This is a genomic window from Micrococcus sp. HOU01, assembly GCF_035609305.1.
In the GTDB taxonomy this organism is placed as follows: Bacteria; Actinomycetota; Actinomycetes; order Actinomycetales; family Micrococcaceae; genus Micrococcus; species Micrococcus luteus.
Map to the genome: position 1 here is coordinate 42,137 of NZ_CP141211.1, position 11,842 is coordinate 53,978.

Genomic DNA, 11,842 nt, shown 5'->3' on the forward strand with positions numbered 1-11,842 from the left:
GGCGGAGGGCGGGGTCAGCCGATGCTCTTGCCGGCCGAGTTCAGCTCGGTGCAGGCCTGGACCACGCGGGCGGCCATGGCCTCCTCGGCCTTGGCGCCCCACACGCGGGGGTCGTACTGCTTCTTGTCGCCGACCTCGCCGTCGACCTTCAGGACGCCGTCGTAGTTCTCGAACATGTGCCCGGCCACCGGGCGGGTGAACGCGTACTGGGTGTCCGTGTCCACGTTCATCTTCACGACGCCGTACTCCACCGAGTCGGCGATCTCCTGGGCGGCGGAGCCGGAGCCGCCGTGGAACACGAGGTCGAACGGGCGCTCCCTGCCGAACTTCTCGCCCACGGCCTGCTGGATCTCCTGCAGGATCTCCGGGCGCAGCTTCACGTTGCCCGGCTTGTAGACGCCGTGCACGTTGCCGAAGGTCAGCGCGGTGAGGTAGCGGCCGTGCTCGCCGAGCCCGAGGGCCTCCACGGTGGCGATGCCGTCCTGGACGGTGGTGTAGAGCTTCTCGTTGATCTCGTGGGCCACGCCGTCCTCCTCGCCGCCCACGACGCCGATCTCCACCTCGAGGATCTGCTTGTTGGCGTGGGTGCGCGCGAGCAGCTCGCGGCCGATCCGCAGGTTCTCCTCGAGGGTCTCGGCGGAGCCGTCCCACATGTGGGAGTTGAAGATCGGGTCGCGCCCGGCCTTCACCTCCGCCTCGGAGGCGTCCAGCAGGGGCAGGACGAAGCCCTCGAGCTTGTCCTGGGGGCAGTGGTCCGTGTGCAGGGCGATGTTCACGGAGTACTTCTTGGCGACCTCGCGCGCGAACGCGGCGAAGGCCAGCGAGCCGGCGACGATGTCCTTCACGGAGGAGCCGGAGAAGTAGGCGGCGCCGCCGGTGGAGACCTGGATGATGCCGTCCGAGCCGGCCTCGGCGAAGCCGCGGATGGCGGCGTTCAGGGTCTGGGAGCTGGTGACGTTGATCGCCGGGTAGGCGAAGGCGCCGTTCTTGGCGGCGTCGATCATCTCGGCGTACTTCTCCGGGGATGCGATGGGCATGCTGCAGCTCCTAGGCGTCGTCGACTCGGGCAGGCGGGGGGAGCGCGGCGAGCGCGACACCCTCGGGCTCATCCTATCCGCGCGGCCGGACCCGCCCCAGGGTCCCGGACCCGACGGCGACGCCGGCCTGGGCACGACCCCGCCGTTGGCTTAGGGTGAGCGGCGTCACATTCGCATCCGAGAGACCGGAGACCGCCATGGCCCCCGCCCACCGCCCCTCCCGCCCCCTCGCCCTGGCCGCCGCCCTGGCTGTCGTCGCCGGGTTCGGCGCGCCACACGCGGCCCTGGCCCAGGAGTCCGCCCCTGCCCCGGACGCGCCGGAGGTGAGCTCCGCCGTCGAGGACCTCTCGCAGCCGGCCACGGCGGCCGAGGACGCCCGCTGGAACGCGGCCCGGGACACCCTGGCGGCCGCCTCGGCCGACAACCCCTTCTACCTGCCGCCCACCGTCGTGCCCGCGACCCCCGGCGCCCTGATCCGCACCGAGCCCACCGCCTTCTACCTGGACCCGGTGCGGCTGGTCCAGGTGCCGGCGCACGCCACGCGCATCATGTACGCCTCGCAGGACGCCCGGGGCCGACCCATCGCCGTGACCGGCACCGTGCTGACCCCCACCGCCCCGTGGACGGGCGGCGGCGAGCGCCCCGTGATCAGCTACGCAGTGGGGACCCAGGGGGCGGCGGACCGCTGCGCCCCATCCCGCACCCTCTCCACCGGCGTGCAGTACGAAGGCGTGGGGATCACCTCCCTGCTGAGCCGCGGCCACGCCGTGGTGGTCACCGACTACGAGGGCCTGGGCACCCCGGGCACGCACACCTACATGGTCCGGGAGGCCCAGGCGCACGCCGTCCTCGACGCGGTGCGCGCGGCCGCCCAGGTCTCGGGGTCGGGCGTCACCGCGACCGCGCCGGTCGCGCTCGCGGGCTACTCGCAGGGCGGAGGGGCGGCCGCGGCCGCCGCCGAGCTCGCGTCCGACTACGCCCCGGAGCTGGACCTCAAGGGCGCCTACGCGGGCGCCCCGCCGGCCGACCTCGTGCAGGTCGCGGGCCGGATCGACGGCGGTCTCTACGCGGCCTTCCTGCTCTACGCGATGGCCGGGCAGCTCGCCGCGTACGACGTGGACCCGGCCACGCATCTCAACGAGACCGGCCTGACGGCCCTCGCCGGCGCGGCCGAGACCTGCATGGTGGGCAGCCTCGCCTACGCGCACCTCGACTCCGCCACACTGACCCACACGGGGCAGGACTTCCCTGAGCTCGTCCGCTCCGATGCCGAGCTGGCCGGGATCCTCGCCGAGCAGCGGATCGGCGCACCGGGCCGCCGTCCGGATGTGCCGGTGATGATCGCGCACTCCGTCACGGACGACGTCATCCCGTACCGCACCGGCCGCGACCTGGGCCGCCGCTGGTGCGCGGAGGGCGCGCGGGTGCGTTTCGACCCGCTCCTCACCCCGACCCACGTGGGCGGCCACGTGGCCTCGCTGCCGCGGATGGGGGCGTTCCTGGACGCGACCCTCGCCGACCGCTGGACCGCCGACTCGTGCGGGTGGTTCTGAGCCTCGGCTAGCGTCGGGGCCAGGACCGTCCCGCCCACCGAAGGAGCAGTCATGCGCGCCGAGCAGGTCACCGATCCCATCGCCTACCACGGCGAGGGCCCCGTCTGGGCCGCCTCGTGGGGCAGCGCCGCCGAGGGCGTGACCGCCGGCGGCGGCCTGCGCTGGGTGGACATGCTCGCCGGGGACGTCCTGTCCCTGCGCGCCGACGGCACGGTGGACCGCACGCACGTCGGCGACGTGGCCGCCGCGCTGCGCCCGCGTGCGGGGGGTGGCGCCGTCGTCGCGGTGGAGCGGGGCTTCGCCCTGATCTCGCCCGAGGGCGAGCTGACGACGCTGCCCGAGCTGTGGGGCGCGGACGCCGGGATCCGGATGAACGAGGGCGGCTGCGACCCGGACGGCCGGTTCCACTGCGGCACCATGGCGTACGCCAAGACCCCCGGCGCCGCGAACCTCTACCGGCTCGCCCCCGGACCCGACGGCGGCGCCGGCGAGGTGGACGTCGTGCTGACCGGCGCGACGACGTCCAACGGCCTGGAGTGGAGCCCCGACGGCACGCGGGCCTACTACAACGACACCCCCACACGGCAGGTGGCCGTGTTCGACTACTCCCGCGAGGAGGGCCTGACGAACCGCCGCGTGCTCGTGGACGTGCTCGACGGGGAGGGCAAGCCGGACGGACTCACCGTGGACGCCGAGGGCGGGATCTGGGTGGCCGTGATCAGCCACGGGCAGATCCACCGGTACACGCCCGAGGGGACGCTCGACGAGGTGGTCGAGGTGCCCGTGCAGAAGACGACGGCGTGCACCTTCGGCGGCGACGACCTCGGCACCCTCTACATCACCACCTCCTGGGAGAACCTGGAGCGCGGCGAGGACCCGCTGGCCGGGGCCCTGTTCGCCGTCCGCCCGGGGGTGACGGGCCTGCCGGCCCGGCCCTTCGCGGGCTGAGGCCGTCACGCCGCACGTCGTCGGCGCGGTCCTGCGTCTTGCTGCGTCGTCGTGCGCCATCCTGCGCCGTCCTGCGCCGCGAGCCAGACGAATCTGCGGTCCAGAGGCTCCTTTCAGCGCGGAATCGTCTGGCTCGCGCCGGACTCAGGGGACGGCCGCGTGCTGCCGGATCCACGCGTGCATCGCGATGCCGGCGGCCACGCCCGCGTTGATCGAACGGGTGGAGCCGTACTGCGCGATGGACAACACCGCGCTCGACGCCGCCCGCACCTCCGCCGAGAGCCCCGGCCCCTCCTGCCCGAAGACGAGCACGCAGGCACGCGGGAAGTCGAAGGTCTCCACCGGCACCGACTCGGGGAACAGGTCCACGCCGAGCACGGGCAGCCCCTCCCCCGCCGCCCACTCCGTGAACGCCGCCACCGTCTCGTGGTGGCGCACGTGCAGGTACCGGTCGGTGACCATGGCGCCGCGCCGGTTCCAGCGGCGCCGCCCGATGATGTGCACCCCGGCGGCGTTGAACGCGTTGGCGGTGCGCACGACGGTGCCGATGTTCAGGTCGTGCTGCCAGTTCTCGATGGCCACGTGGAACGGGTGGCGCCGCGCGTCGAGGTCCGCGACGATCGCCTCGAGGCTCCAGTAGCGGTAGCGGTCGAGCACGTTGCGGCGGTCGCCGTGCGCGAGCAGCTCCGGGTCGTAGCGGGGGTCCTCCGGCCACGGGCCGGTCCACGGCCCGACGCCGACCTCGCGGGGCACGGCGCCGTCCTCGGCCGGCGCGGGCTCTCTCAGCGGCCGGCCTCGGACCGGTCGACGGCGGCCCAGGCGGCCCCGGCGGACACCGCGGCCACGGAGAGCACGGCCGGCCACGCGCCGATCTTCTTGGCCAGCGGGTGGGAGGCGCCGAAGCCGCCGAGGTACAGGGCGGCCAGGCCCCCGGTGACGGCCGGCCCCCGCGTGGCCAACCACGTCCGGCCGGCGTACAGGCCGGCGGCGGCCAGCACGACGCCGCCGAGCGGGCGGATGCCGGTCTCACGGGCCGTCAGGTAGCCGCCGATCAGACCGAACGCGGCGACCGGGGCCGTGGAGACGGCGTGGGCGGGGAGCAGGGTCTTGCCGTCACGGACGACGGGCGGGGCATGGCGCGGAGTCTTCATGGCGCCACCGTAGCGCGCGCATCCTGGAATCCGCCGGGGGCCACCGTCGGGGAGAATGTCCTGGTGAGCATGATCGACAACGCCGTGTACGTGGACGGGCGGCGCGTCCACGCCCCCTCCACCCTCGAGGACACCTGGGAGGAGTGTGAGCGCACCGGCGGCATGGCCTGGCTGGGCCTGTACCGCCCGGACGTGGCCGAGCTCCAAGCGGTCGCGGAGGAGCTGCGCCTGCACCCGCTCGCCGTCGAGGACGCCCTCGCCGGAGGCGAGCGCGCCAAGCTGGACCGCTACGGCGAGGACTCGTTCATGGTCCTGCACCCGGCCCGCTACATCGACCGCACCGAGACCGTGGAGTTCGGCGAGCTGAGCGTCTTCACCGGCGAGCACTACGTGGTGACGGTGCGTCACGCGGAGGAGCCGGACCTGGCCGCCGTGCGTCGGTCCCTGGAGACGGAGGGCCGCGAGCGCCTCGCGATGGGGCCGTGGCAGGTCACCCTGGAGATCCTGGACCGGGTCGTGGACGACTACTTCCCGGTGGCCGACGGCCTCGAACAGGACATCGCGGAGATCGAGGACCAGGTCTTCGCCGGCGACGGGCACGTCTCCCGGCGCATCTACGAGCTCTCCCGCGAGGTGCTGAACTTCCAGCACGCCATCCGCGCGCTGCCGTCCATCGTGGAGCAGCTCCAGGAGGAGGTGCGCACCCGTCTGCACGAGGACACCCGCCGCCTCGACGCCGACGGCCTGCCCCGGCGCGACGACGCCCACGCCTGGGAGGACGAGGAGCTCAGCGATCAGGCGCGCCTCGAGGTGGAGAACCTGCGCCGCCTGCGCGACGTCCACGACCACGCCGTCCAGATCAACGAGCGCGTGACGACCATGCGCCAGATGCTCAACAGCGCCCTCGAGCTGGACTCGACGCTGGCGTCGAAGCGGCTGGCCGAGCAGTCGATCGCCCAGAACGAGCAGGTCAAGCAGATCTCGTCCTGGGCGGCGATCATCTTCGCGCCGCAGCTGGTGGGCTCGGTCTACGGCATGAACTTCGACGGCATGCCCGAGCTGCACTGGGCGTTCGGCTACCCGTTCGCCCTGGGACTCATGCTGGCGGTGGCCCTCACGCTGTTCGTGCTGTTCAAGCGCGCGGACTGGCTCTAGGCGGGCGGCGCGGGGCCGGCCGAGGCTCAGTCGAGGCCGAGCTCGTCCTTGCCGAACGCGTACAGGTACGGCACCCCCGCCTCCTCGGCCACGCGCTCGGCGGCCCCGGTCGCGCGGTCCACGATCACGGCCACGGCCTGGACGTCGCCGCCCGCGTTGCGCACGCCCTCGACGGCGGTCAGCGCGGAGCCGCCCGTCGTCGAGGTGTCCTCCAGCACGACGACGCGGCGACCGTCCACGCCCGGGCCCTCCACCTGCCGGCCCATGCCGTACAACTTCTGCGCCTTGCGCACCACGAAGGCGTCGAGCGCGCGGCCTGCGGCGCCAGCCTGGTGCATCATCGCGGTGGCCACGGGGTCCGCACCCATGGTCAGCCCGCCCACCGCGTCGCACCCGATCCCGTTCTCCTCGAGCAGGCGCAGCATCACGCGGCCGATCAGCGGGGCGGCCTCGTGGTGCAGGGTGACCCGACGCAGGTCCACGTAGTAGTCCGCCTCCTTGCCGGAGGACAGGGTCACCCGGCCGTGCACCACAGCCAGATCCTGGATGAGCTGCTTGAGCCGCTCGCGGTCCTGCTCGGGCGTGGGGACGGTGGGGGTCTGCGCGTCGGTCATGCCGCCCATGCTAGTGCGGGCCCGACCGCCCCTGCCGCTTCCGTCCCGGACTGGCTAGGCTCAGGCCATGAGCGAGATCCAGCACGACGACGCCGTCCAGCATCCCTCCGGCCTGCCCCTGGCGCACTGGCTCACCCTCACCGAGGGCCTGATCGCGGCGCGCGTGGCCGAGAGCCTCGAGGAGCACGGCCTCACCCGCGCCCAGTGGCAGTTTCTGAACACCCTCACGGTGGCCCCGCAGTCCCGCGCCGAGCTCGAGGCCGGCTTCGAGGAGGAGCAGCGCGGCGCGGTGTCCGGTCAGATCGAGGAGCTGGTCGAGTCCCGCTGGGTGACGGTCGAGGGCGACCTCTACACCCTCACCGCCACGGGCCGCACCGCGGGCGCCCGCGTCGGTGAGGCGGTCGAGGCCCTGCGTGCCGAGGCGACGGCGGACGTCCCGCGGGACCAGATCGACGACGCCGTCCGCGTCCTGCGCCGCATCGCCCGCAACCTGGGGCACCCGGACGCGTGAGCCGTCGTCGCCGACCGACCCTGTCCCCGTGCGCGGGGCCGGTCCTACGCTGACCGGCATGCGTGAACTCCAGCAGCGGATCATCGCCCAGCAGGGCGTCCTCCCCGAGATCGACCCGGCGGCCGAAGTCGAACGGCGCGTGGCCTTCCTCGCCGACTACCTCGCGGCCACGGGCGCGTCCGGCTTCGTCCTGGGCATCTCCGGCGGCGTGGACTCCACGGTGGGTGGCCGGCTGGCCCAGCTCGCCGCCGAGCGTCGCCGCGCCCAGCTCGGCGTCACGGACGCCGTCGCCCTGGGCGGCCCCGGCACCGCCCCGCCGGGTGAGGCGGGGGTGGGCGCCGACGTCGTGCCCTCCCGCGAGAACCCCCGGTTCACCGCCGTGCGCCTGCCCTACAAGGTGCAGCACGACGAGGCGGATGCCCGGGCCGCCATGGACTTCGTGGGCGCGGATCAGGACGTCACCCTGAACATCGCGGAGGCCGTGCAGGGTCTGGCCGCCGCCTTCGCCGAGGCCGTGGGGGAGCCGATCTCGGACTACAACCAGGGCAACGTCAAGGCCCGCATCCGCATGACGGCCCAGTACGCGGTGGCCGGCGCCCACGGGCAGCTGGTGATCGGCACGGACCACGCGGCCGAGGCCATCACCGGCTTCTACACGAAGTTCGGCGACGGCGGCGCGGACGTCCTGCCGCTGGCCGGCCTGAACAAGCGGCAGGTGCGGGCGCTGGGCCGCGAACTCGGCGCCCCCGAGCCCCTGTGGAACAAGGTGCCCACCGCGGACCTGCTGGACGGCACGCCGGGCCAGACGGACGAGGCCGAACTCGGGATGACGTACGAGGACATCGACGACTACCTCGAGGGCAAGGACGTCCCCACCGAGGTCGCGGAGAAGCTCGAGGGCATCTGGCTCCGCAGCCGCCACAAGCGCACCACGCCGGTGACGATCCACGACGACTGGTGGCGCTGAGGCGCCGATCCCACGGTGTCCGCGCCCTTCGATAGCCTGGCCGGGTGAAGATCGCCACCTGGAACGTCAACTCCCTCCGTGCCCGCGCCGACCGCGTCGAGGCCTTCCTCGAGCGCCATGACATCGACGTCCTGGCCATCCAGGAGACCAAGTGCCGGGACGAGAACTTCCCCTGGGAGCTCTTCGAGCGCGCCGGCTACGAGGTGGCGCACAACGGCACCTCGCAGTGGAACGGCGTGGCCATCGCCTCCCGCGTCGGCCTGAGCGACGTGCAGCGCGGCTTCCCCGGCCAGCCGCACTTCGGCAAGGGCGGCGTGGACCCGCAGGAGGAGTCCCGCGCCATCGGGGCGACCGTGGGTGCCGAGGCGGCCGACGGCGTCGCCCCGGTGCGCCTGTGGAGCCTGTACGTGCCCAACGGGCGCGGCCTGGAGAACGAGCACATGGGCTACAAGCTCGAGTGGCTGCGCGTGCTCCAGGAGCACGCGGCCGCTCGCCTCGCCGAGGACCCGGACACCCGGCTCGCCCTGGCCGGCGACTGGAACATCGCTCCGCAGGACGAGGACGTGTGGGACATCGAGCTGTTCCAGCGCGAGGGCTACACGCACGTCTCCCCGGCCGAGCGCGCGGCGTTCCACGCGTTCGAGGACGCCGGGCTGGTGGACGTGGTGCGCCCGCGCCACCCCGGCCCCGGCGTGTACACGTACTGGGACTACACGGGCCTGGCCTTCCCCAAGAAGAAGGGCATGCGCATCGACTTCCAGCTGTGCTCCCCCGCCCTCGCACGGACGGTCACGGACGCCTGGATCGACCGCGAGGAGCGCAAGGGCAAGGGCGCCTCGGACCACGCGCCCGTGGTCGTCGAGCTGGGCTGAACCACGGACGAGCCCGCGATGACCCACGACGACGGCGGCCCGCCCCCGGGTGTCGCGCGCGGCACCGCGCACCTGCGCGTCTTCCAGCCGCTGGCCGCGTTCCCGGACGCGGTCCAGGCGCGGCTGATCGCCGGCGGCCACCGCACCCGTGCCGAGGTCGAGGCCGAGGCGGCCGAACGGGCCCGGCGTCGCCTGGCCCGGCCCGTGGCCGACCCGTTCCCGGAACCCGGTGAGGACGACCTGGTGCGGGTCCTCCAGGACGAGCACCGCTCCGCCTTCTACTGCCCGGACGAGCGGGGCCTGCGCGCCGAGATGGCCGCGGCCATGCTCGAGGAGACGATGCTGCCGCGGCTGCACGAGGCCGCCATCCCGCCGGCGGCGCGCGCCATGAACCGCGGCCGCGCGCTCGTGGCGCTCGAGGACGAGTGGGGCCTCTCCCCCGACCCGGACGCGGCGGGCCAGGACCCGCAGGACGAGGGCGGCGCGCCGGAGCACCACCGCGTGCAGACGCGCACGGCCACGTGGGGTGTGCCGCACGGCTGGCTCACGGTGTTCGACCCCGAGGAGCCGGTGAAGCGCCTCGTGGACGGCGAGCGCACGGCGTACCGGCGCGCCCCGATCGTGGCCGCCCGGGAGCGGGCCGGGCACGCGGCGGCGGTGCTCGCGCGGCACGCCCCGGATGCGGAGCTGATCGGCGAGCTCACGGTGATGGTGGAGTGGCTCGGCGCGTTCCACCCCGACTCGTGGATCGAGCTGGACTACGGCGGCCTCACGCGGCACGTGTGGCCGGACGACTCCGTCTTCGACCTGTGGACGCTCATCGACGCCCTCGAGGAGGGCGACGAGGCGACCGCCGGCGTCGCGCAGGAACGGCTGAACCGTCGCTGGGCCGCCGTCGGGATGCTGGCCCGGCTGACCTGAGCCGGCCGCCGGCGCACCGGGGTGGGGCCGACCCGGGTGCTCGAGACGCACACCACGCCGCCGACGCCGCTCACGCGGGGCGCGCGCTCCCGCGTCGGGCCTAGGGTGGATCCCATGACCACGCAGCGCCTGAGCACCCCGCCCTCGGAAGCCCGGAACCGGCCCGTCACCCCGTGGTGGGTGGACGCCGTGATCTACCAGGTGTACCCGCGCTCCTTCGCGGACGCGGACGGGGACGGCATGGGCGACCTGCGCGGCGTCACCTCGCGCCTCGACTACCTGGCCCAGCTCGGCGTGGACGCGATCTGGCTCTCACCCTTCTACCTCTCCCCGCAGCACGACGCCGGCTACGACGTCGCGGACTACCGCGCCGTGGACCCGCGGTTCGGCACGCTCGCGGACGCGGACGAGATGATCGCCGCCGCGCACGAGGCCGGCATCCGCGTGGTCGTGGACCTCGTGCCGAACCACACCTCGTCCGAGCACGCGTGGTTCCAGGCCGCCCTGGCCGCCGGCCCCGGCTCCCCCGAGCGCGCCCGCTACCACTTCGCCGAGGGCCGCGGCGAGCACGGCGAGCTGCCCCCCAACAACTGGGAGTCCACGTTCGGCGGCGGGGCCTGGACCCGCGTGACCGAGGCGGACGGCACCCCGGGCCAGTGGTACCTGCACCTGTTCGACACCACGCAGCCGGACCTGAACTGGGAGAACGAGGAGGTGCGCGAGGAGTTCCGCTCCATCCTGCGGTTCTGGCTGGACCGCGGCGTGGACGGCTTCCGGGTGGACGTGGCCCACGGGCTCATCAAGCAGCCCGGCTACCCGGACGCCGAGCACTCCCGCATGGGCATGGTCACGGACGCGGGCGAGGACGCCGACCCCACGTTCGACCCGGACACCTTCGAGCCGCTCACCCCGTTCATGGACCAGGACCGCGTCCACGAGGTCTACCGGCACTGGCGGCGGGTCCTGGACTCCTACGACCACGAGCCGATGATGGTGGCCGAGGCGTGGGTGGCCCCGCTCTCGCGGATGTTCCGGTACGTCCGCCCCGGCGAGATGCACCAGACCTTCAACTTCACCTACCTCATGGCCGGCTGGGACGCGGAGTCGCTCACCAGCGCCATCGACCGCTCGTTCGAGCACGCCGAGCGCGTGGGCGCCCCCAACACGTGGGTGCTCTCCAACCACGACACGGTGCGCCACGCCTCCCGCTACGGCCTGGCGGACCCGAGCTCCTACCCGGCCGGCATCACCGCCGAGGACGAGCAGCCGGACGAGGAGCTGGGCCGCCGCCGGGCCCGCGCCGCGGCCCTGGTCGAGCTGGCCCTGCCCGGCTCGGCGTACATCTACCAGGGGGACGAGCTCGGCCTGCCCGAGCACACCACCCTGGCCGCCGAGCAGCGCACGGACCCCTACTTCTTCCGCACGGACGGCAAGGAGCCCGGCCGCGACGGCTGCCGCATCCCTCTGCCGTGGGCCGCGGACGAGACGTCCTACGGCTTCTCGACCCCCGCGGACGACGACGGCCCCGCGTCCGCCGCCGAGGGCGTCGCCGCGCCGTGGCTGCCCCAGCCCGCGTCCTTCCGGGCGCTGGCGGCGGACCGGCAGGTCGGCGTCGAGGGCTCCGTGTTCGAGCTGTACCGGCGTCTGCTGCAGATCCGCGGCGAGCTCGACCTGGGCACGGGCACGTTCGCGTGGTCCGAGCACCACGACCCCGCACGCGGGGTGCTGGCGTTCACGGTCACCTCGGGCGGTGGCCGGCACCTGGGCTCGGGCGAGCCGATCCCGGCGCGCACCGTGCTCGTGATGGCGAACCTGTCGACCGATCCCGTCGACCTGCCCGCGGGCCATTCCCGGGCCCTGTTCTCCCTCGAGGAGGCAGAGGCCGTGCAGGACGGGCAGCTCGCGCACGACGCCGCCGCGTGGCTGCTCATGGACTGAGCCGGGCACGCCCCGGGACCCGCCGGGGCGCCACAGATCTTCCGCGAGGAATCAGCGGTGGCCGAGGCCACATCATCCGGCACGGTCGGATGAACTCGACGTAACGTCCACGATGACTCGCATCACACCGGACAAAGTGGCATGAACGCTGTGTCACGAGTCACCATGGCGTGTC

The 11,842-nt window shown here is 73.7% G+C and carries 12 protein-coding genes; 8 read left to right on the forward strand and 4 right to left on the reverse strand.

Going from position 1 to position 11,842, the window contains the following annotated elements; genetic code table 11:
- Positions 1-14: 14 nt before the first annotated feature.
- A complete protein-coding gene (fbaA, locus tag SOY78_RS00195) occupies positions 15-1,037 on the reverse strand; it encodes a class II fructose-bisphosphate aldolase (RefSeq protein WP_324701627.1) in 1,023 nt (340 codons plus the stop codon).
- A gap of 197 nt (positions 1,038-1,234) precedes the next feature.
- Between fbaA and SOY78_RS00200 the strand changes: the two genes are divergently transcribed.
- On the forward strand, positions 1,235-2,590 hold the full coding sequence (locus SOY78_RS00200) for a lipase family protein (RefSeq protein ID WP_324701628.1): 1,356 nt from the start codon (positions 1,235-1,237) through the stop codon (positions 2,588-2,590).
- A gap of 51 nt (positions 2,591-2,641) precedes the next feature.
- Positions 2,642-3,538: an SMP-30/gluconolactonase/LRE family protein gene (locus SOY78_RS00205; RefSeq protein ID WP_207476921.1), complete on the forward strand. Its 897-nt coding sequence runs from the start codon at positions 2,642-2,644 to the stop codon at positions 3,536-3,538.
- 144 nt (positions 3,539-3,682) lie between these two features.
- On the opposite strand, the gene SOY78_RS00210 is transcribed toward SOY78_RS00205, so the two are convergent.
- Together SOY78_RS00210 and SOY78_RS00215 are read right to left on the reverse strand one after the other, a co-directional pair.
- Positions 3,683-4,291, reverse strand: coding sequence for a TrmH family RNA methyltransferase (locus SOY78_RS00210; RefSeq protein ID WP_317676951.1), 609 nt, complete (start codon positions 4,289-4,291; stop codon positions 3,683-3,685).
- 29 nt (positions 4,292-4,320) lie between these two features.
- The gene (locus SOY78_RS00215; RefSeq protein ID WP_141843960.1) at positions 4,321-4,689 is read right to left on the reverse strand and encodes a hypothetical protein; all 369 of its coding nucleotides are present in this window, start codon (positions 4,687-4,689) and stop codon (positions 4,321-4,323) included.
- Positions 4,690-4,758: 69 nt separating this feature from the next.
- Here SOY78_RS00215 and SOY78_RS00220 point away from each other — a divergent pair, with 69 nt between their 5' ends.
- Positions 4,759-5,844 (forward strand): magnesium and cobalt transport protein CorA, encoded by a 1,086-nt coding sequence (locus SOY78_RS00220; RefSeq protein WP_095347139.1) that lies wholly within the window; start codon positions 4,759-4,761, stop codon positions 5,842-5,844.
- Between the two features lie 26 nt (positions 5,845-5,870).
- On the opposite strand, the gene pyrE is transcribed toward SOY78_RS00220, so the two are convergent.
- Positions 5,871-6,467 (reverse strand): orotate phosphoribosyltransferase, encoded by a 597-nt coding sequence (gene pyrE / locus SOY78_RS00225; RefSeq protein WP_324701629.1) that lies wholly within the window; start codon positions 6,465-6,467, stop codon positions 5,871-5,873.
- Between the two features lie 58 nt (positions 6,468-6,525).
- Here pyrE and SOY78_RS00230 point away from each other — a divergent pair, with 58 nt between their 5' ends.
- From SOY78_RS00230 to SOY78_RS00250, 5 genes are all read left to right on the forward strand, one after another.
- Positions 6,526-6,969, forward strand: coding sequence for a MarR family winged helix-turn-helix transcriptional regulator (locus tag SOY78_RS00230; RefSeq protein WP_036340247.1), 444 nt, complete (start codon positions 6,526-6,528; stop codon positions 6,967-6,969).
- Between the two features lie 58 nt (positions 6,970-7,027).
- The gene (nadE, locus tag SOY78_RS00235) at positions 7,028-7,936 is read left to right on the forward strand and encodes an ammonia-dependent NAD(+) synthetase (protein ID WP_141843958.1); all 909 of its coding nucleotides are present in this window, start codon (positions 7,028-7,030) and stop codon (positions 7,934-7,936) included.
- Between the two features lie 44 nt (positions 7,937-7,980).
- The gene (locus tag SOY78_RS00240) at positions 7,981-8,808 is read left to right on the forward strand and encodes an exodeoxyribonuclease III (RefSeq protein WP_095347077.1); all 828 of its coding nucleotides are present in this window, start codon (positions 7,981-7,983) and stop codon (positions 8,806-8,808) included.
- Positions 8,809-8,826: 18 nt separating this feature from the next.
- Complete coding sequence (locus SOY78_RS00245; protein ID WP_060973769.1) at positions 8,827-9,729, forward strand: hypothetical protein; 903 nt, start codon at positions 8,827-8,829, stop codon at positions 9,727-9,729.
- A 114-nt stretch (positions 9,730-9,843) separates the two neighbouring features.
- A complete protein-coding gene (locus SOY78_RS00250; RefSeq protein WP_158184156.1) occupies positions 9,844-11,667 on the forward strand; it encodes an alpha-amylase family glycosyl hydrolase in 1,824 nt (607 codons plus the stop codon).
- Positions 11,668-11,842 lie beyond the last annotated feature (175 nt).